The sequence below is a fragment of the Mycobacterium sp. E802 genome, assembly GCF_001666875.1.
Taxonomy (GTDB): domain Bacteria; phylum Actinomycetota; class Actinomycetes; order Mycobacteriales; family Mycobacteriaceae; genus Mycobacterium.
The window spans coordinates 17,234-38,260 of sequence record NZ_LZJD01000105.1; the positions used below are offsets into that span (position 1 = coordinate 17,234).

17 protein-coding genes are annotated in these 21,027 nt (G+C 64.4%); 3 read left to right on the forward strand and 14 right to left on the reverse strand.

Annotated features, from left to right (window positions below; genetic code table 11):
- Positions 1 to 182 precede the first annotated feature (182 nt).
- A complete protein-coding gene (locus tag A5699_RS15580; RefSeq protein ID WP_067770821.1) occupies positions 183 to 968 on the forward strand; it encodes a GAP family protein in 786 nt (261 codons plus the stop codon).
- Positions 969 to 1,044: 76 nt separating this feature from the next.
- On the opposite strand, the gene A5699_RS15585 is transcribed toward A5699_RS15580, so the two are convergent.
- The gene (locus A5699_RS15585) at positions 1,045 to 2,016 is read right to left on the reverse strand and encodes a sulfotransferase family protein (RefSeq protein ID WP_067770780.1); all 972 of its coding nucleotides are present in this window, start codon (positions 2,014 to 2,016) and stop codon (positions 1,045 to 1,047) included.
- A 196-nt stretch (positions 2,017 to 2,212) separates the two neighbouring features.
- On the reverse strand, positions 2,213 to 2,998 hold the full coding sequence (locus tag A5699_RS15590) for a class I SAM-dependent methyltransferase (RefSeq protein WP_067770781.1): 786 nt from the start codon (positions 2,996 to 2,998) through the stop codon (positions 2,213 to 2,215).
- Between the two features lie 299 nt (positions 2,999 to 3,297).
- Between A5699_RS15590 and A5699_RS15595 the strand changes: the two genes are divergently transcribed.
- Positions 3,298 to 4,647, forward strand: a complete 1,350-nt coding sequence (locus A5699_RS15595; protein WP_157561286.1) for a hypothetical protein — start codon at positions 3,298 to 3,300, stop codon at positions 4,645 to 4,647.
- A 91-nt stretch (positions 4,648 to 4,738) separates the two neighbouring features.
- Here A5699_RS15595 and A5699_RS15600 read toward each other — a convergent pair whose 3' ends face one another.
- The 5 genes from A5699_RS15600 to A5699_RS15620 all read right to left on the reverse strand — a co-directional run bounded on the left by A5699_RS15600 (position 4,739) and on the right by A5699_RS15620 (position 12,823).
- Positions 4,739 to 5,077 carry a hemophore-related protein gene (locus A5699_RS15600; RefSeq protein WP_067770785.1) on the reverse strand — a complete coding sequence of 113 codons (339 nt, stop codon included), beginning with the start codon at positions 5,075 to 5,077 and terminating at the stop codon, positions 4,739 to 4,741.
- Positions 5,078 to 5,167: 90 nt separating this feature from the next.
- The gene (locus tag A5699_RS15605; protein ID WP_067770786.1) at positions 5,168 to 7,999 is read right to left on the reverse strand and encodes an RND family transporter; all 2,832 of its coding nucleotides are present in this window, start codon (positions 7,997 to 7,999) and stop codon (positions 5,168 to 5,170) included.
- 5 nt (positions 8,000 to 8,004) lie between these two features.
- Positions 8,005 to 10,905 carry an RND family transporter gene (locus tag A5699_RS15610; RefSeq protein ID WP_067770788.1) on the reverse strand — a complete coding sequence of 967 codons (2,901 nt, stop codon included), beginning with the start codon at positions 10,903 to 10,905 and terminating at the stop codon, positions 8,005 to 8,007.
- The gene (locus A5699_RS15615; RefSeq protein ID WP_082957732.1) at positions 10,902 to 11,312 is read right to left on the reverse strand and encodes an MmpS family transport accessory protein; all 411 of its coding nucleotides are present in this window, start codon (positions 11,310 to 11,312) and stop codon (positions 10,902 to 10,904) included. The genes A5699_RS15610 and A5699_RS15615 overlap by 4 nt, the downstream gene beginning before the upstream one ends.
- 605 nt (positions 11,313 to 11,917) lie before the next feature.
- Positions 11,918 to 12,823, reverse strand: coding sequence for a hypothetical protein (locus A5699_RS15620; protein ID WP_231965731.1), 906 nt, complete (start codon positions 12,821 to 12,823; stop codon positions 11,918 to 11,920).
- 206 nt (positions 12,824 to 13,029) lie between these two features.
- Here A5699_RS15620 and A5699_RS15625 point away from each other — a divergent pair, with 206 nt between their 5' ends.
- Positions 13,030 to 14,325 (forward strand): adenylate/guanylate cyclase domain-containing protein, encoded by a 1,296-nt coding sequence (locus tag A5699_RS15625; protein ID WP_067770825.1) that lies wholly within the window; start codon positions 13,030 to 13,032, stop codon positions 14,323 to 14,325.
- On the opposite strand, the gene A5699_RS15630 is transcribed toward A5699_RS15625, so the two are convergent.
- The 7 genes from A5699_RS15630 to A5699_RS15660 are packed head-to-tail and all read right to left on the reverse strand — an operon-like array spanning position 14,322 to position 21,024.
- Positions 14,322 to 14,807, reverse strand: a complete 486-nt coding sequence (locus A5699_RS15630) for a Dps family protein (protein ID WP_067770796.1) — start codon at positions 14,805 to 14,807, stop codon at positions 14,322 to 14,324. The two genes, A5699_RS15625 and A5699_RS15630, sit on opposite strands and share 4 nt — an antisense overlap.
- Positions 14,808 to 14,835: 28 nt before the next feature.
- Entirely contained in the window at positions 14,836 to 16,623 is a 1,788-nt protein-coding gene (locus tag A5699_RS15635; protein ID WP_067770799.1) for a DUF2339 domain-containing protein, read from the reverse strand.
- Between the two features lie 43 nt (positions 16,624 to 16,666).
- Positions 16,667 to 17,320: a response regulator transcription factor gene (locus tag A5699_RS15640; protein WP_067770800.1), complete on the reverse strand. Its 654-nt coding sequence runs from the start codon at positions 17,318 to 17,320 to the stop codon at positions 16,667 to 16,669.
- A complete protein-coding gene (gene macS, locus A5699_RS15645) occupies positions 17,320 to 18,477 on the reverse strand; it encodes a MacS family sensor histidine kinase (RefSeq protein WP_067770801.1) in 1,158 nt (385 codons plus the stop codon). The genes A5699_RS15640 and macS overlap by 1 nt, the downstream gene beginning before the upstream one ends.
- A gap of 9 nt (positions 18,478 to 18,486) precedes the next feature.
- A complete protein-coding gene (locus A5699_RS15650; RefSeq protein ID WP_067770802.1) occupies positions 18,487 to 19,344 on the reverse strand; it encodes a sulfurtransferase in 858 nt (285 codons plus the stop codon).
- 10 nt (positions 19,345 to 19,354) lie between these two features.
- Positions 19,355 to 20,107: an amino acid ABC transporter ATP-binding protein gene (locus A5699_RS15655; protein ID WP_067770827.1), complete on the reverse strand. Its 753-nt coding sequence runs from the start codon at positions 20,105 to 20,107 to the stop codon at positions 19,355 to 19,357.
- 14 nt (positions 20,108 to 20,121) lie between these two features.
- Positions 20,122 to 21,024: an amino acid ABC transporter permease gene (locus tag A5699_RS15660; protein WP_067770830.1), complete on the reverse strand. Its 903-nt coding sequence runs from the start codon at positions 21,022 to 21,024 to the stop codon at positions 20,122 to 20,124.
- Between the last annotated feature and the right edge of the window lie 3 nt (positions 21,025 to 21,027).

Below are 21,027 nucleotides of genomic sequence, written 5' to 3' on the forward strand. Positions count from 1 at the left end.
TGCGCCGACGGCCGTCGATGTGACAGCTGACGCCAATACTCATCGAAACGTGCGCTATGACTTGGCATCTGGCAAGGCAATGAGAAGTACGGCAGTGCCGATGGCTCGGCTCGTGAGCAGCACCCTGCCGAGGCGTCAAAAACGCCAACAGTCCGGTGTCGACGAAGGTAGTGTTCGGGGCCGTGTGGGGTGTGCTGTTGGGGATGGCGATCATGTTCGCCGTCAATCCGGTGCTCCTCGCCGTGATCGTTCTGATGATCTCGCGCCCTAGACCAGTGCAGAACCTCGCCGCCTACTGGCTCGGCAGCATCATCGTCAGCCTCGCCGGTCTGCTGGTTCCGTTGATGGTGCTGCACATAGCGCCTGCTTTTCGGTCTTTCTCGGAGGACCTGACGACCTCGGGCAAAAACCCGACGGCCCAACTGGTCCAATTCGGTATGGGCGTCGTCATGTTGTCGGTCGCCGTGGTGGTATCGGTGCGCGCAGTACGGGACAGATCCGGCCTACCCGTACCGGCAGGCCGCACCACAAACGGGACTCAGGAGACGGCGACGCCCGTCCACATGACGTCACCGTTCGGCAGTTCGCCCGATACGGCGACGGCTGACGGGTCGCCATTTCGCCGTCTGGTCAGCCGCCTCCACGCCGCCTGGGACGGCGGCGCCTTGTGGGTCGCATTCGCGTTTGGCCTCGCCGGACTCCCGCCACCAATGCTGGTTCTCTTCGTTCTCACCCCCATTGCGACCTCCGGATACCCGGTCGGTGTGCAAATCCTCGCTGTCATTCTGTTCGTGGTCGGCATGTTCGCCGTTGTAGAGATCACCCTGGTCAGCTATCTCATCGCTCCTGCTCGGACCCTTGCAGTACTGCGACCATTACATGACTGGGCACTGGCTCACCGTCGGCACATGTTGATAGCGATTTTCTCGGTGGCCGGAGTGGTGCAGGTGATCAACGGACTCACGTGAGTACACCTGAGTTCAGATCCGGCTTCGCAATCTCAGAGTCGTTGGGGCTCAGTACTGCTCACTGTCGCAACGGGTCTCAGGCCCAGGTTCCACGGCGGCGGTGAGAGAGCGCACGGATCTCGTAGACGGCCTTTGCTACGGACGGCCGGAAGAACCGGTTGACCTTTTCAAAGCGCTGGAAATTCTCGAACGCCATCCGGAAGCCGCGTTCGGTCCCCCGGTACGCCTCGAAGACGCGGTCCAGAGCCGACGGATCCCACTGCTCGTCGCGCGATGCCGCGCTCAACGCGTCGTACACCGTGGCAATCCAATCTGTGCCAAAGGGCTCTGCCACCGGGCCGCATTGTCGCTGACGATGGAGATCGGTACTCAGAAACTCCTCGATCGCAGCGTCATCTCGACATCCAAGGTCAATCTCCAGGGCTGTCGAAATCCGCTTTGTCTCTCGCTGCCAGTCCGCCAAAAAATTGGCGTACTCCACAAACACCCGCGGTACGTTACGTGTTCCCGCCTCAGCCAGCAGACTGCCTTTGAGCCACAGTGCTCCGGCCAGTTCGGGTGAACTACGATTCAGCGCCGCCAGCGAGGCAACGACTTCCTCCGGGTGGCGCACTGCGATGACAGCCGCCACATCGAATCCGGCCAGCTGAGCGCCCTCGAACCAAAGGTCAGTCAGCGAGGTGATATTCAGGTCCTTGAGCACCAGGAACGGTGCGCCCGTCAACGGGCCCAGAAACGCCGTGATCTCGTCGACGCAGGCGTTCTTCTCGTCGACGCCGATCGTTCCATGTTCTTGCAACCGCAGTGTCGGATCGAACCATGCCGACCTGTGGCGACGTAGGAGGCCGAAATTGATCCGGTGAGAGTCGAACGGTTCCCAATAGCCGCGGGGATTGTTGGAATCCGACCCCACCAACTTGGGCGGCAGCCCTCCTCCGCACAACGAGAGAACCCGGGTGAGCGCAGAAGTACCAGAACGGTTCACGCCCAACACGAACACAACAACTGGGCGGGCTGAACGCATCGCATGCCCGTCCGCCGGTGTCATGCGCAGAACTTCGCCGTCGCGGTTGCATTCAACATAGGACCGTCGTGTTCACCCATGAGCACCTCCAGCGGTAGACCAGTCGTGCCGGCGCGAAGTTCCGGCCAAGAGAATTTTCGAGGTCAAGTGACCGCGGCGACATTGAATCACGCGAGCCTCGCAGATGTGACGGCATCGGCGTGATTGTCAAAGTGGAGCTCTAGTTTTCCGCACCTTGCCGAACGCGACTGGCAACGGCGACCGTCGGCCCCAACCCTCGCCGGGTCCGAAACTGTATCTCGATGTCCGGATCGGCATGGTGGGCAAGAGCACGCAACGCCGACGGACTGTATGCACGCAGTGAACTGATGACACCGTCGTGTTGTAACGGCGAGAACCGTACGAACGGCAGCGCCACCGAAAGCAGTGCAATGTGAAGCGGAGCCGGAGGTCTGGGAAGGTCGACGACCAACAGCTTTCTGGCTGCCCTGGTTCCGGTTTCGAACACCCGTGCGGCGAGCTCAGGCGGCAAGTGGTGCATTGACAATGCAAACACCGCGAGGTCGTAATGGCCTTCTGGGACATCGATTGCAGTGGCGTCCATTTCACGTATCTGGGCCCGCGGATGACGGCCGAGATCGCCGGCGGCGGCGACGGCCACAAACGTGGGGTCGATGTCAGTGACCGTTACCTCCGCCGTGGGATGCTTCTGGAGTAACTTGCGCGAAAGGCCGCCAAGGCCTGCGCCGAGTTCGAGGATCTTGGGAGCGTGCACATCGGCCACTTCCCGAAGCGCGAACCGGGCACACTTCTCGTGAACTCCGATCCACCTCCGACGTCCGGCGCGGTCGAGTGAATCCATTACCGTGCGCTTGAGATCGTCCACGTCGTCGCGGTCCAAATATTCGAGGCGCTTGGTCTGCAAGCGCCGATCCAGCCACGAGGCGGCCGGTCCCCCTCGGGGCATGGTCGCAATATCATCGGTTCCACTCGCCACGTAGAACATGATGGATCATGAGAGCGCCACGTGGGATCACACTCGCAAACTCAAAGCGGTTGCAGTGCATCGAGTCGGGGGCTTGCCGTGAATTCATACCGATGCAGCCTTTCCCCACCGCATACGCGCAAGGCTGGTTAGGCTGTCCACCATTCAGTGAATACAACTCGCCCAACAGGTGCAGGTTGAGCTCTCATGACTCTGAGCGTCGCGCCGACGCGCAAAGGTAGGAGCCTCTGGAGCGAACGGATGAAGACCAAGGGGGTTGTGGTTTGATCAAGAGACGCGCCGCCAAAGCTACTGCGCTACTGGACAATCGGCTCGCGTTGGCAGACGAAGCACTCTTGGCCGAGCATCAGGCCGCCGGCATGAACGTGGTCATACAGGTGACATGGCTTTACCAACACGCCATCGACTTTGACGAGCTGCGTCGTTTCCATCGCAATCTCGGTCTTGGCCTGTTGGGGCGTCGCATCGAGCGGCCGGCTCTACCGATCGCCCGTCACCGTTGGGTCGTCGATCGGGGACCTTCGGATATCGAGTTCACTGAGCGCATCCGTCCCCGCGCCGAATTCAGCGAGTGGGTCGATGAACGCTCGCAGCTGCCGATCGACGCGGTGGCGGGACCGGGCTGGCATCTCGGCGCTGTTCCTCTCGACGATGGGTCGACCGCGGTGAGCCTCGTCCTGTCACACAACTTGATCGACGGCTTGGGGCTGGCACTGGTGATCATCGAAGCAGCCCTGGGAAAGACACGCGACCTCGGATACCCGGCGCCGCAGTCACGGACCCGGATGCGTGGAGTCGTTCAGGATGCGCGGCAGACAGCTTCAGACGTGCCTGAGGTGGCTCGTGCGCTGGCCGTGGCCGCCAAGTTGGCCCGAAATCAGTCCAAGGCCGCCGGCACGCGCCCCCCTGCCGCCCCTGCGGCACAATCGCGCGCGGTCAGCGAGACCGGTCGCGACGATGTTGTGCTCGTACCTGCTATCACGGTCTATGTCGACCTCGCTGACTGGGATGCCCGGGCCGAAGAGCTTGGCGGAGCAAGTCACACGCTGGCCGCGGCCTTCGCAGCCAAACTCGGGGAGCGCGCCGGCCGCAGACGAGCCGCCGACGGTGCCGTCACTCTGCAGATCCCGATCAGCGACCGCACCGAGGAAGACACACGCGCGATGGCGTTGTCATATGCGCGTGTGAGCATCGACCCACTACCGCTCACCACAGACCTCCGCGACGTGCGCTCTGCCATCAAACGGACGCTCAGAGCTATGAAGGACACGCCGGACGAGTCCCGGCAGCTGTTGTGGCTACCGTCGTTCGCACCGAAGCGGTCACTCAAGCGGATGGCCGCCAGGGTGCCGGCCGATCCTGATCAATCAGTGTTCTGTTCATATCTCGGCGATCTCGATTCGATCATCGGCTGCCCCGACGGCACCGTCGCGGAGGTGGAGAATGCACGAGCAACTGGCCAACGTGAATCGCGAAAACTGCTGGACCGCATCGGTGGCCGGATGTTCATCTTGTCTGGACGTATCAACGGCAAGATCTTCATCAGTGTCGGCTCTTATCAGCCAGGCGCAGTGAACACGAAGTCAGCCTTGCGTGAATTGGCGCAGGCCACACTCGACGATTTCAAACTGGCGGGCGTCATCGAGTGACGTCCGAAGTCTGACCGACGTCCAAGGCGCGCGACTGGGCCGCTGCGACGGTAGTGCGGATGCGGGCAGCAGGCTCGCGTGCAGCGCGATGTCAGAAGTTGTGGCAGGTGTTGAATGCCTGTTCGATGGTGCCGAGATATGGCTGAAACATTGGAGCATTCGCCACGTCCTGTGCGGTCTGCACCCGGCCTTCCGGTGGCGCGGCAAGAAATTCGCGCAAACCGCGCTGCAAGATGGGCGACTTGCTGAATGCGTTGGCGACTTGCGGATCCTGGGCATTGAGTGCCGATACCAGCTGGGGATAGCTACACGTCGTGTTGATTGCGGCGTCCAGGTTCGGCGCCGCCGAGGCGACGCCCGATCCCGCGGCCAATGACAGTGCCAGTCCCCCGATTCCGGCGGACAGTCGGGTCGATGACAGACCGAACATGTGCAAATCTCCTCTCTACCACTGCTTCCCGACCGGCTCGAGGTGAGTCTGGCGGGCCTTACTCGGGTTCTTTCCGGTACACCTGTGAAATCAGACCTCCTGCGCAATCATTGGGCTGACGGGCGGGTGCACCGGGCCCAGTACCGCACTTGCCGGTCGCTGCCGGACTCTCAGTGGCCACCAGAACCACCGCCCCAACAGCGCCGCGATCGCCGGGGTCATGAATGCGCGTACCACCAGCGTGTCGAACAGCAACCCCAGTCCGATGGTGGATCCCACCTGCCCGATGATGCGCAGATCGCTGACCACCATCGACAACATGGTGAACGCGAACACCAGGCCGGCAGTGGTCACCACCTTCCCGGTGCCGCCCATGGCCCGGATGATGCCGGTGTTGATGCCGGCGCCGATCTCCTCTTTCATCCGCGACACCAGCAACAGGTTGTAATCAGACCCCACGGCCAACAGCACGATCACCGACATCGCCAACACCAACCAATGCAGCTGGATGCCGAGGATGTGCTGCCACACGAGCACCGAAAGCCCGAATGCGGCCCCCAGCGACAGTGCCACCGTCCCGACGATCACCAGGGCGGCCACGAAGCTTCGCGTGACGATCAACATGATCCCGAAAATCAGACAGAGCGCTGCGACCCCGGCGATGAACAGGTCGTATCTCGACCCGTCCCGCAAATCCTTGTACGTCGCGGCGGTACCGGCCAGGTGGATCGAGGCGTTCTCCAACGGAGTCACCTTGATCGCCTCCTCTGCGGCCGTCCGCACGGCATCGACTCGGGAGATGCCCTCGGGGGTCCCAGGATCGCCCCGGTGGGTGAGGATCAACCGCACGGCCTTGCCATCGGGCGAGAAGAACAAACTCATCGCACGTTGAAAGTCTTTGTTCTCGAACACCTCTGGCGGAAGGTAGAACGAGTCGTCATTCTGTGCAGCGTCGTAGATCTTCCCCATCGAGGTGGCGTTCGACGTCGTGTCGTCGACGATGGCGATCATCCCGGACATGGTGCTGTGCATCGTCAGCATCATGTTTCGCATCGACTTCATGATCGCGATCATCGGTGGCAACTGTGTGACGAGCTGTGCTTGTAACCCATCGACTCGCACGAGGTTGTCGAGAAGTTTGTGTAGCTGAAGGCTGAGTTTGTCGGTGCCATCGAGCGCGTCGAACACGGATCGAATCGCGAAGCAGACCGGAATGTTGTAGCAGTGGCCTTCCCAGTACAGGTAGTTGCGCAGCGGCCGGTAAAAGTCGTCGAAACTTGCCACGGTCGCCATCAGCTGGTCAGTGAGTTCTGCTGTCTCACCGGTCAATTCGACTGTGTTGTGGGTGATCGAGCCGATCAACCGCATCAGGTTGTAGGTGCCCTCCATCTGGGTGATCATCTTCTGCATGTCGTCCGCCTGCTTCACCATGTCATTCATGCGATCTTTGGCGAACGGCATCACCTGAAGAAGGCCGGCACTTTGCAGGCTGATTTGAAACGGGATCGACGTGCGTTCGATCGGGCTGCCTTCGGGCCGGGTGATGGTCTGCACCGTGGCGATGCCCGGCACCCCGAAGATGTGTTTGGCCAGCTTGTGTAGTACCAGAAAGTCGGTCGGGTTGCGCATGTCGTGATCGGCTTCGAGCATCAGGATGTCCGGCGTCATCCGCGACTCGGGAAAGTGTCGTTCTGCTGCGGCATATCCGACATTGGCCGGGATGCCTTGGGGCACATACAGTCGGTCGTCGTAGCTGGTCTGGTATCCGGGCAGGGCCAGCAGGCCGACGAACGCCACGGTGCACGCGGCAGCCAGAATGGGCACAGGCCAACGGACCACCGCGGTGCCCACGCCGCGCCAGCGTCTGACCATGAGCTTGCGCCTGGGCTCGAACAACCCGAAGCGACCGCCCACGGCGATGACGGACGGAACCAGCGTGACAGCCACCGCGACGGCGACGGCCATGCCGACAGCCGAAGGTACGCCCATTGTCTCGAAGTAGGGCAAGCGGGTGAAGCTCAGGCAGTAGATGGCCCCGGCAATCGTCAGTCCTGATGCCACCACCACCTTGGCGACACTGCGATAGGTGGTGTAAAACGCGGTTTCTCGGTCCTCGCCGGCTTGCCGGGCTTCGTGATAGCGACCGATGAAAAATATCCCGTAATCCGTTCCGACCGCGATACCGAGCGACACCAGCAGATTGACCGCAAATGTCGAAAGTCCAAGGATCTGATGGTCACCGAGGAAGGCGACGACGCCCCGGGCCGCCTGGACTTGGATCCCGACCATCGCCAACAGCAGGACGACCGTGGTGATCGAGCGATACACGAAGAGCAACATCGTGAAGATGACCGCAAGCGTCACCAGGGTGATCTTCATGATCGAGGAATCACCGGCGTGGTTCATATCCGTCACCAGCGGAGAGGGTCCGGTGACATAGGTTCTGATTCCGGCCGGTGGCGGCGTCTTCGCCACGACGTCCCGGACCGCTTCCACCGACTCGTTTGCCAACGCTTGGCCCTGGTTGCCCGCCAGGTTCAGCTGAACATAGGCACTGAGGCCGTCGGCGCTTTCCACGCCCGAGGCGGTGAGCGAGTCGCCCCAATAGTCCTGCACATGCTGCACATGGGCGGTGTCTGCCCTCAGCTGACGAATCAGCTCGTCGTAATAGCGGTGCGCGTCTTCACCCAGGGGCTGCTCGCCCTCCAGGACGATCATCGCGACGCTGTCGGAATCGGATTCCCCGAACACCTCCCCCATGCGCTGCATCGCCTGAAACGACGGCGCGTCTCTGGGCACCAGCGGTACGGAGCTTTCCCGGCCCACTTGCTCCAACGACGGCACAGCGAAGGTGACAACGGCGATGAGCGCCAGCCATCCGAGGATGATCGGTACGGCGAGCCGATAGATCAACGCTGCCATGCCGCTCAGCGCTCTTGCCTCTGCAGGATGGACCGGACAAGTTGGCCACGGCCGGGTGTGCGGCGTGCCGCGCTGAGGGGGCGTGGGTGCACCCGTTGCGGCCACCAGAACCATCGTCCGAGCAGCGCGGCGATCGCCGGGGTCATGAATGCGCGTACCACCAGCGTGTCGAACAGCAATCCGACGCCGATGGTGGCGCCCAACTGACCGATGGTGACCAGGTCACTGACCACCATCGCCAACATGGTGAACGCGAACACCAGGCCGGCGGCGGTGACCACCTTGCCGCTACCGCCCATGGCCCGGATGATGCCGGTGTTGATGCCGGCGCCGATCTCCTCTTTCATCCGCGAGACCAGCAGCAGGTTGTAATCCGACCCCACGGCCAACAGCACGATCACCGACATGGCCAAAACAACCCAGTTCAAGGGCATGCCGAGAATGTGCTGCCAGATGAGCACCGACAGCCCGAATGCCGCGCCCAGCGACAGCGCCACCGTCCCCACGATCACCAGTGCCGCGATCAGGCTTCGCGTGACGATCAGCATGATGCCGAAGATCAGACACAGCGCTGCGACAGCCGCGATCAGCAGATCGTAGGTGGAGGCTTCCACCAGATCTTTCACCGACGCTGCAGTGCCCGTGAGATAGATGGTGGCGTTCTGTAGCGGTGTGCCCTTGAGCGCTTCCTGCGCTGCCGTTTCGATCGGGTCGACCAGCGACATGCCTTCGGTGGTCGCCGGGTCGCCGCGTTGGGATATGAGCATGCGGGCCGCCTTCCCGTCCGGAGACAGGAAGATGTCCATCACACGTTGAAAGTCTTTGTTCTCGAAGACTTCTGGGGGAAGGTAGAAGGAGTCGTCGTTCTGCGCGGCGTCAAATGCCTTGCCCATCGCGGTGGCGTTGTCGGACGTCGCCTCCATCTGCTCCATGATTCCGGACATGGTGCTGTGCATCGTCAGCATCATGGTGCGGGTGGATTCCATGGTCGAGATCATCACGGGGAACTGAGCCGCCAACTGGGGCAGAATCTCGTCGAGGCGATCGAGATTGGCGACGAGATCGACCATCTTGACGGTGATCTGGTCAATGCCATCGAGCGTGTCGAACACCGATCGGATCGACGAACAGATGGGAATCGTGTAACAGTGCGGCTCCCAGTAGAAGTAGTTGCGGATGGGTCGGAAGAAGTCGTCGAAATTCGCGACGTGGTCGCGCAATTGGTTCGTTGTCTGTTGCAGCTCGTGAGTGTCGGCGACCATTCGATGGGTCGTGTTGACCATCTCTTCGGTCAGCGCCTGCATGCGCTTGACGATCGTGATCGTCTTCTGCATATCGTCGGCCTGGACCAGCAGGTCGTCCATCCGATTCTTCTGGAACGGCATCAGGTGCGTCTGCGATGCGTTGCTCATGCTGAGCATGAACGGGATCGTCGAGTGCTTGAGGGGCTCACCGCCGGGACGGGTCGGCGCCTGCACGGTCGACACACCCGGCACCGACAACACGCCCTTCGCCAGTTTGTTCAAGACCAAGAAATCGACCGGATTTCGCATGTCGTGGTCGGCCTCGATCAACAGGATGTCGGGCGCCATCATCAGTGACTGCGGAAAATGCCGTGTGGCCGCCGCGTAGCCGACATTGGCCGGGATGTCCTGGGGTATGTACTTCTGATCGTTGTAGCTGGGCTTGTAGGCGGGAAGTGCCAACAGACCGATGAGCGAAACCGCGCACGTCGCAACGAGAATCGGGCCCGGCCACCGAACGACAGCCGTTCCCACCTTCCGCCACCGGCGGACGGTGATCTTGCGCTTGGGCTCGAACAATCCGAAGCGGCTGCCCACGGCAATGACCGCGGGCACCAACGTGACTGCCACCAGAACAGCAGCCACCATGCCGATCGCGGTGGGAACGCCGAGAGTTTGGTAGACGGGTAGGCGGGTGAAATGCAGACAGAGAATCGCGCCGGCAATCGTCAAACCGGAACCTACGACCACCTTCGCGACGCTTCGGAACGTCGTGTAGAACGCCGCCTCTTTGTCCTCACCCGCCTGGCGTGCCTCCTGATAGCGCCCGGTGAAGAAGATGCCGTAATCCGTTCCCGCCGCGATCGCGAGTGCCACCAACAGATTGACGACGAACGTGGTGATCCCGATGACCCCGAGACTACCCAGCAGGGCGACGACCCCGCGTGCCACCGTCAGCTCGATGCCCACGACCACGAGCATCAAAATGACGGAGACGATCGATCGGTAGACGAGCAGCAACATCACGAAGATCACCGTGAGACTCAACGAGGTCACCAGCGCCACCGTCCGGTTGCCGGCCGGCCCCAGATCCGCAGCGAATGCCGCCGGTCCGGTGACATAGGCCTCGACCCCGGCCGGGGCCGGGATCCGGTCGACGATCTCCCGCACGGCCTCAACGGATTTGACCGCAGACATCTCCTGGTTGCTGGTCAGGGTCACCTGCACATAGGTGGCCTTGCCGTCGAGGCTCTGCGCGGCGCCCTGCGTCATCGGGTCGCCCCAGAAATCCTGGACGTGCTCCACATGGGTGGTGTCGGCTTTCAACTGACGAACCATGTCGTCGTAATAGCCGTGGGCGTCGTCACCAAGGGGTTGTTCGCCCTCCAGGACGATCATTGCGACCGCACCGGAACCGGCTTCGCCGAAGAGCTGGCCCATGCGCTGCATCGCCTCGAACGACGGTGCAGCGGTGGGATCCATCGCCACGGCGTGTTCTTTCTCCACCTGCTCGAGCGACGGAACCGCGACACTCAAGAGCACCGTGATCGCCAGCCAGCCAAGGATGATCGGTACGGACAGCACGCGGACCAGATGCGCGATGACCGGCCGGCGCCTGGCGATCGGCAACGGCTCCGTCACCGGTTCACTGTCGGTGCTCATGCGGCCTTCAGCTGACAGAAGGTGAATGCGCTCACGCCGGACCGGACTTTCTCATCCTTCACCTCGTCGCCGACGAGGATGCGGCACCCGATGGACTCCGTGTTGCCCTGTGCGGTGACGTTTCCCATCGCCGTCGCATCCGAAATCGGGAACTCCACCGACCAGGGCAGCAGCGCGTCCCGGATGAGTTGCGGCTCGGCATCGGCATCGAAGTAGCTGATGGTCGCGACGGTCCCGGGTGGGCCGAACACCTCGTACGCCAGATGCTTGGGATCGTGCGGGCGCTTCTCCTCTCGCTCGGTGCTGGTGTATGTAGGACGGCTCTGACTGCCGAAGACATCGTGCAACCGCGACACCGTGAATCCACCTGCGACAGCGACCACCACGAGCACCAGCGGAATCCACAGCCGCTTCAGAATCCTGAAAATCGCGAGTCCTCCGCCTGTCTCCGTGCCCGGCACCACGACGGGCGCACAAATATGCATCTACAGATCGGATGCGAACTCGGCGAAATGCCCAGTCTGGGACGCGGTGACATTCCAAGCTCGACCACGTGCACACCCGCGCGGACGCGAGGTGCGCAATGGTGAGCACGACCCGATCCCGAAGAGTAAAACACGCCGATGCGTCAATAAAGGCGCAAACGACGGACTTGGTCCGAATCGCCTTGACGCCTTGGTATTCACCCGGATGCGGTGCGTGCTGGCATACCCGCCACCGCACATGCCGAGTACTGGGGAGGGGCCCGCGAGCCACGGTGGTGAGACCGGGCAGACGCCGACCAAACATCGGCAGATGGTTGGTGAATTCGGTGAATGGACCACGAATCGGGCCATTGCTGCACACCGGTCGACACCGTGCCGCGATGCACAATGAATCTAACTGACCTTCACAAATGCGGGCCGCACCGTCGTCGGCACGTCGCTCGGCGCGTTGCGCGGTGTTTGCCGTCCGCAAGGAGCCCGGCCTGACGTCACTGCACCTCGATATCCGGTGCCACGTCGGACACCGGCTACGGCAGGAACCGGGCGATCTGCGGCGAGGGCAGTCGGTGTGCGGCCCGCGCCTGGCGGAAGCCGGCCACGCCGCCCACCGCGGTCAACAACACCATGCCGCCCAATCCGGGCAGCACGGCGAAGAGAAGATCGGAAGTACTGGCGGTGCGCAGATAATCCGCGTATCCCGGACGGAAGGACTCCGGGATCGCCGGAGCCGTAACGAACTGGGCGGCAGGGGGTTCCGATCTGGGCGCGGGCACCATGGGCGCCATCGGGGCCGGCGGTGTAGCCGCCGGGGGCGCGACGGGTGCGGGTGCGGTGATGACCGGCGCGGGTGGAGCGACCACCGGCGCCGGGGCGGCCGGCGCCGCGGGAACGGCGGGTGACAACGGCGCCGGCGCCTTCGGCGGGGCCGCACGAATGACTATTTTCCGACTGCTCGGCGCGGTGGGCACCGGAGCGAGGTTGGGTGCCCTGCCGATGTTGCCGTTGCGGGGAATCCCGGCGGCCCCGCCCCCACGGGAGGTGAGGACACCTCCCCCGGCCACGCCCGCCGACAGAACCTCACCCACGGACACGACGGCGGTCGGAGCCTGCGCGGAGGTGGCCGCCCGAGCCTCCGGCGCAGAGGCTTCGGAGGCACCCACCTTGGCCGACGCTCCCGAAGCCTCGGAAGCCCCGGACGTCCCGGACGATGCCGGTGGCCCACCGATACGGCCGTTGCGTTGCGCACCGACCCGGGCCCCGCGATCGGATTTTTTCTTCTTCTGCTTGTGGTCGAAGATGTGCAGCACGTCGAAGTCGATGCCGAACAGATCGGCGGAGGCCACTGCGGTGCCGGCCATTCCCGGCCCGGCCACCATGGCTCCGCACGCGATTGCACAGCCGGCAGCGGTGGTACGCATCCATGACCGGTCCACGACGGGATCCCCCCGGAAGAGATCAGCGGCTCGGCGGCCGCGTTCACTAGAACAGGTTCCTATTGTGGCATACGGGTTGTGGCATCCGGGTCGTCGGGTGTTTGCTGGCGGACCCGCCCGGCAGCGTCCGCGCAAATTCGGCCAACCGTGCTGCCTGCGGCGATACGCTTTTATCCGTGGTGGTCGAGGTCCGCCGGTCGGTGTGCATGCCCGAGATGGCGCTGAACAACCGCGTACCGGCCCGCACTCGGCACTACGCCGAGAGCGTGTCGAGCCGACTGCGGGTGTTGAACATCGCGGCCTGGATCGCTGCGGCCGTGTCGGGGGGTTTCGGAATCTTCCAACTTGTGCTCGGCGGGCCGATGTGGCGGTTCGGCTTCGTCAACCTCGCGACCGCCGCGTTGTTCCTGTTGGTGCCACTGCTGTACCGATTCGGCGAATTGATCGCGCCGCTCGCCTTCTTTCTGGTGGCCTTCACGTCGGTGTCGGTCATGTGTTTTGCGGTCGGGACCGGCTCGGGGCTGCAGTTCTACTTCGTCGTCGCCGCGTCCCTGGTGGTGCTGGTGTTGGGTATCGAGCGGATCGCGTTGGCGGCGACGCTGGCAGCCGTGGCCGTGGCGGCCACGATCACGTTGGAGATGGTGACGCCGCGCGACCGCGGCCTCGGACCGCCATGGGCCATGACCGCCGGCTTCGTCCTGTCCGCCGTGTCCGCTGCCGTGATGGTGTTTGCCACGGTGTGGGTGGCGATGCGTGAGGTGGCCCGGGCCGAGCACGCGATGGAAGCCGAATACCAACGGTCCGAGCAATTGCTGGCCAACATTCTGCCGACCACGATCGCCCAGCGACTCAAGGACCCGTCGCGCACCATCATCGCCGACAAGTACGACGACGCCTCGATCCTGTTCGCCGACATTGCCGGCTATACCGAGCGGGCCAGCGACATCTCGCCGACCGATCTGGTGCGCTTCCTGGACCGGCTGTACACCGATCTCGATGCGCTGGTGGACCGCCACGGTCTGGAGAAGGTCAAGACGAGCGGTGATTCCTACATGGTGGTGGCCGGGGTGCCCAGACCGCGCGCCGACCACATCGAGGCGCTGGCATGTCTGGCGCTCGATCTGGCCGACGCCGTGGCCGATCTCAAGGATCCACGGGGAAGGGCGGTGCCGCTGCGGATCGGTCTGGCCGCCGGGCCCGTGGTCGCCGGAGTGGTCGGTGCCCGGAAGTTCTTCTACGACGTGTGGGGTGACGCGGTCAACGTCGCCTCACGCATGGAGACCACCGATATCGCCGGCCGAATCCAGGTGCCCCAGAACGTGTATGACCGCATCAACCACGCGTTCGTGCTCGAGGAACGCGGCGACGTGGAGATCAAGGGCAAGGGGCTCATGCACACCTGGTACCTGGTCGGGCGTCGCGACGACGAGGCGGTACGCGACCGGCTGGAGGGCACGGGCCCGCCACGTACCGCCTCGACCGTGCCACCGGCGACCGGTTAGACCTTGCGATTCTCCGACTTGATCAGCCACGCCAGCTTCTCCAGTCCGTCGATCAGCTGGTGCAGGACGTCGGCAGTACTGGGGTCGTGCGCATCGACGGGATCGTGTACCTGACGCAGGGTGCCGACAGTCGCATAGATCCGGGTGGCGATGAGATCGACGACCTCATCGGTGCTTCGTTCGTAGCCGGGGAACTGTGGAAGCGTGGTGGTCGCTGCGACGGTGTCTGTGCGTCCGTCGGGAACGGCGTCCAGCGCGCGCATCCGTTCGGCGATGGTGTCCGCACCCTCCCGGGCGAAATCGACGACTTCATCGAGCTGCAGGTGCAGATCGCGGAAGTTGGTGCCGACGACGTTCCAGTGGGCCTGTTTACCCTGGAGACCCAATTCGATCAGGTCGACGAGCACTTGCTGCAGGGCTGCGCTGAGCTCGGGTGCGGCCTGGTAGCCCTGGATATCGGTTTCGGTTCGACGTGTACTCATGCCATGGACAACCCGATATATTCTGGAATCAGTCCAAAATAGACGGGGTCGTGTTCGCGCTCATATCAGATCGTGCGATGCCCTGGTCCTGCTGGTTGAGCAGACGGGCGTAACCCGCTCCCATGCCCAACAGTGCCAATCCGACCACGATGAAGACCGCCACCCGGAACATCCCGTCGAGCGTGCCCAGGTCGAAGAGGAATAGTTTGGCGGTCGCGGCCGCGACCAGCGTCATACCGCCACCGATCAACAGCGATCGGTGCGCTTTGGGTTGACGTGCGGCGTATCCGAGTAGTCCGGCCGCTGCCGCGATCCAACAGATGGTTGCCGCCATGTGGCCACCGAAGAACCCGGCCTGAACCCCGCTGATCGCCACCCCGGCGGTCACGGTGAACACCGTCACCGCATACCCCGCCACCACCGCGGCCACCGCCCACACCAGTCGGATGACCTCACGGTCGATCAGCTCGCCACTCGAAAATGCCCATCCGATCGCGGCCGCGGCCGCGATCGCCAGCAGGCTGCTCGCCAACACCGAAACCATCAGTCCCCCCGGCAATTCGGTGGCGTCGACCAGCATCTCGGGCCCGGCCGAATCCAGGAAGATGGCACCGCCCACAACGGCCATTCCGACAGCAATCCACCGCGTCACACCACCATGGCGTCCGCCGATCGCGATCACCGTTGCCATTGCCAGCACCACCGGGCCCGACACCTCGCCGTCGAAGGCCACCAGCACCGCCACCAGGGCGGCAACCGCGGCCAGAACCGTCCACACCTGCCGAACCGTCGCGCTCACGCCGGGCAACCGGTCGGCCAGCGCCACAATGGCGACCAAGGCCGCCGCCAGCGCCGCGACCATGAGAGCCGAAATCACCCGATCAACAGCGGCCGAGACACAGAGCAGTGGCAGTACTCCACCGGCCGTCCACACCGCCGTGGCCGCCGGTCTGGTGGTCCAGCGCAACGTCAGCAGCCCGCTGCCCAACGCGAGCACCGCCGCAACCGCACACGCCAGCGCGAGCATCAGATCGTGGTGACCGCCGATCGTGGTCGCCACCAAGGCGATCAGCAGTGGCCCGGTGGCCGCGACCGTCCGCGCGGCGTACAACCACAGCCAATCCCGGCCCACTTGGACCGGCAGCGCGGCCGCCGACAAGGCCAGCATGAATCCGATGAGCAACAGCGTCACCCCGTCGGTGATGGCGGGAGCCAACGCGATCAGCGGCACCAGCACCAACATGCCGAGATTCTGGGCGTTCCACCGGCGCGCCAGCATCAGGCCCACGCCACCGACCGCCGCGGCCAAGGCCAGCCCGATCGGCGCGGGCGCCCAATGGTAGATCGATGTCACCGCGATGACGTCCATGTAGGCAGCAGCAATCCCCGTGGCAGCCAAGGCGATTGCCCCGGTTCGGCCATCCGGTCGGCGGTGCAGCGCCCATCCGGCTCCCACCAGCACGGCAGCCAGCACCGCGCCCGCGGCCACCCGGAACTCAGGGCGCAGGATGCCCGCCTGAGCGGCCAACACCAGCAGCAACACCACACCCGTGAGCGTCACGGTCACGCCGGCCGCCGCGAGCGCCTTGCCGATCCAGCCCTCGGAACGCTCGGGAGGCGGCGCGGGTGTCTGCGATCGCACCGTCGCAGCGCGAACCGGTTTGGGCGGCGGAGCGGGCGGCGGGGTGGGCACCGGAGCCCGATCGAGCATCCGACCCAACTCCCCCAGATCGGTGGCGACCCGGTTCAGGTATGCCGAGATCGCGTCGAGATCCGACGACATGCGGGCGATCACCACGCGATTTGGTTCGCTCATGCCCTCATCCTGGCAACAAAATCCGTCGCCGTGATGAGTAGGACTACTCGTCGAGTCCGTGTTCGATGGCGTAGCGCGCCAGCTCGACTCGATTGGCGACCTGCAACTTGCGGAACGTCGCCTGGACATGGTTCTCCACCGTGCGGTGGCTCAGCGAAAGCCGGGTGGCGATCTGCTTGGCCGTCAACCCTTTTGCCACATACCGCAGCACCTCGGTTTCACGTTCGGTCAGGCTCGGTGTGGCCGGACCGTCGGCCGGCCGTTGGGCGATGCGTCGATACTCGCCGAGGACCAGCCCGGCCAGTCCCGGGGTGAACACGGCACGCCCTTCGGCGGTGGCACGTACCGCCGCGGTCAACTCGGCTTTGGACGCACTCTTCACCAGATAGCCGGTGGCCCCGGCCTTGACCGCCTCCAGGACATCGTCGCGCTCGTCGGAGGCCGACAACACCAGAACCCGTGACGACGGTGAGACGGTGAGCACCTCCGCGGTGGCGGTCGCGCCGCTGCCGTCGGACAGGCTCATGTCCATCACCACGACATCCGGCCGCACCACCTCGGCTCGCCGGCGCGCTGCGGCCACGCCCTCGGCGGTGGCGACGACCTCGAATCCGTCGTCGGCCAGATCGCGCGCCACCGCGTCGCGCCAGATCGGATGGTCGTCGACCACCATCACGGTCAGGGCACCTTCGGTCATCACTGTCCCTTCTCGACGACAGCACGATCGGCGGCCGACCGCGGTAGCGTCAGTTCCCATTCCGTACCGCATCCCTGGGCGGTACTGAGTTGCGCCTGTCCACCCAACCACTCCATCCGGCCGACAATGGATTTCGCGATGCCGACGTGTCCTTCGCGGACCGCCTCGTCCAACCGTCCATCGGCGATGCCGACACCGTCGTCGCGGATGCTCACCGTCACCGAATCACCAAGATCTTCCAGCAGCACGAAGATCCGGGCGTCCGGCCCGGCGTGGGCGACCGCGTTGTCCAGGGCGTTGCCCGCGGCGGCGAACAACTCCTGGGCGACGGCATGGGCGAGCAGCACCGGTTCTGCGGGCAGGCTGACCGCAATCCGATCCGATGCGCGGGACCGCAAGAGCGCCCCGATGTCGGTGGCCGAACCGGATTCGGCGTCTGGGTCGGGCGCACTGACCAGCCGGCGCAGGGCACGTTCCTGCTCGGCGGCCAGCTCGGCCAATTGCGCTGTCTCCCCGCCGATCTCGCGGCCCTTGCGGGCAACGAGCGCGAGCACCTGGATGGCTCCGTCGTGTACCCGCCGCGACAACCGTTCGCGTTCTTCCAACGAGGCGGCCAAGCGTGCCGCGCGCTGTAACTCGGCATGTGCCCGGCGGGCGGTCTGGGCCGCCATCCCGACCGCCAGACCCACCGCCAATTCGATGACGATGGTCGCGTTACGGCCCAGATTGATGCTGATGTAACCCTTCAACGTGGCCGCCGCCGCCATCACAGCCAGTCCGGCCGACATCCCCCCGACCGGGCCGAACTGCAGCGCCGCCGAAATCGTCGCATTGGTGGCCCACAACGTGGTCGGCCAGGACTGGTTGTCGGCGATCCAATGGTCGGCCGCCACCAATTCGGTGGACAGCATGAGCGCCAGCACCACGACGACCTCGGCGATCACCCACGATGCACGTCGGCCGAAGCCCTGCAGGTAAGCCACCGCGCAGGCGATGCTCCACAGGATCAAGACCGCGCACAGCACCCCGGCCAGGATCGGGCGCGCCAGATCGTCGTTGATCGCGATCTGGAATCCGAGGGCGTACAGGCAACTCAACAGCCGAAAGATCTGCGCGGCACGCCACAGCGGCGTGACCGGGTCCGGGCTTCTCGGCATTTGCTCAGGCTAACTCGGTCCTCGCGCCACGGGCCGCTGCGGATTCGACGCCCACTCCGACCACGATCCGGGATACAGCGCCGCGTCGACTCCGGCGGCAACCAGGGCCGCCACTGCCAGTGCCGCGGTGACGCCTGAGCCGCAGTACGCGCCGACAGCGGCGCTTCCCGTCACGCCCCGATCTGCCAACAGGGCGTGGAGTCGGGCCTCGGGAACAAGCGTGCCGTCCTCGGACAGCAATTGGGTACTGGGCAGGTTGACCGCTCCGGGGATGTGGCCGGCCACCGGGTCGACGGGTTCGAGATCGCCGCGGAACCGTTCCGGTGCGCGCGCATCCAGCAGCACGTCGACACCGGCGGCGACCTGTTCGGCCGTCAGGGTGCCCAGCGCCCCGTCGTACAGGTCGTCATCGCGGACCTCGACGTCACCGGTCTCAGGGGTCACCTCGCCCGCCTGCAGGGTGCCGCCTGCCGCCGTCCACGCCGGCAGGCCGCCGTCGAGGATGCGGACACCGTCGATCCCGGCTGCGGTGAGCACCCACCAGGCCCGGGCCGAGCCGGCACGGTTCCAGTCGTCATAGACCACGGTGGGCACACCGGTGCGCACTCCCCAGCGGCGGGCCGCGGCCTGCAGGTCGGCCCCGGATGGCAGCGGATGCCGGCCGCGGCCGGTGACGCGATGATCGGTGAGGTCGTCGTCGAGGGAGACGTAGACCGCGCCGGGCAGATGACCGTTGAGATACGCCGGTCGTCCGTCCGGCTCGGCGAGCGTCCAGCGGACGTCGAGCAGCGTGACGGGACCGCCTGACTCGAGACGATCACGAAGTTCGTCCGCCGTGACGAAGACGTCGGCGCGCACACGGGTCACGTTCCCGACGCTACATCACCTTCGACAGAAACTCTTTTGTGCGTTCATGTTTGGGGTTGCTCATCACCTCGCGCGGCGGGCCGGACTCCACCACCACGCCGCCGTCCATGAACACCAGTTTGTCGGCCACTTCACGGGCGAAACCCATCTCGTGGGTCACCACCACCATGGTCATCCCCTCACCGGCGAGCTTCTTGATGACTGCCAGCACCTCACCGACGAGCTCGGGATCCAAGGCCGACGTCGGCTCGTCGAACAGCATCAGCTTGGGGTTCATCGCCAGCGCTCTGGCGATGGCGACCCGTTGCTGTTGACCACCCGACAGCTGCGCGGGATAGGCGTCGGCCTTGGCCGCCAACCCCACCTGGTCCAGCAGATCTCTGGCCCGCGCCAGGGCAGCGTCCTTTTTCACCTTCTTGACCTGGATGGGCGCCTCGATGATGTTCTCGAGCGCCGTGCGGTGCGGGAACAGGTTGAAGTGCTGGAACACCATGCCGATGTCGCGGCGTTGTCGAGCCGCTTCGCGCGGCGCCATCTCGTGGAGCTTGCCCCCGCGTTCGTGATAGCCGACGAGCTCCCCATCCACGTACAGCCGGCCGGCGTTGACCTGCTCAAGGTGATTGATGCAGCGCAGGAAGGTCGACTTGCCCGAGCCCGACGGGCCCACCATGCACAACACCTCGCCCCTGCCGACCTCGAGGGTGACCCCTTTGAGGACGTGCAGGGCACCGAAGTTCTTGCACACGCGCTCGGCCCGCACCATCGGTTCGGCGGCGCTCACGGCGTCTCTCCCATCTGCGCCCTGGCCAGGGCTTCCAACTGTTTGGATGTCAACTTGCGCGACGCTCCGCGGGCGTAATACCGCTCGAGGTAGTACTGACCGACCATCAGGACACTGGTGATCGCCAGGTACCAGGTGGAGGCCACCAGGAGCAACGGTACCGGCTGAAACAGTGCCACGCCGATATCCTTTGAGCGGCCGTACAACTCGAAGCTGTAGGGAACCGCGGTGACGAGCGACGTGGTCTTGAGCATGCTGATGAACTCATTGCCCGTCGGTGGGATGATCACCCGCATCGCCTGCGGAAGCACCGTGCGCCGCATGGTTTTCCCCCACGACATGCCCAGTGCGACCGAGGCTTCCGTCTGCCCCTCGGGCACCGAATTGATGCCGCCCCGGATGATCTCGGCCATATAGGCCGCCTCGTTGAGGCCCAGGCCGAGCACCGCCAGCCAGAACACATTCGGATCGGACAGGCTGAACTCGAACAACGGCGGACCGAAGGGCACGCCGAGTTGAATGTTCTGGTAGATCACCGGGACCAGGCCCCAGAGCACCAATTGGACATAGATCGGGGTGCCACGGAAGATCCACAGATACGTCCACGACACGGCCTTGAGCACCGGATTGGGCGACAGCCGCACCACGGCGAGGAGCACGCCGAGGACAAGCGCCAGGACCATCGAATAGATGGTCAATTGCAGTGTGTTCCAGGCAGCTTGCGAGATGCGTTCATCGAACAGGTACTTGACGTAGGTGTCCCACCCGTAGGCCTCGTTGGTGGCCGCACCGTAGACGAAGAGGGCGAGCAGGATCAGGATGACCACTGCCGCCACCCACCGCCACGGATGTCGCAGCGGCACAGCGTCGATGGCAGGTGGCGGCGATCCGTCGGTCATCGA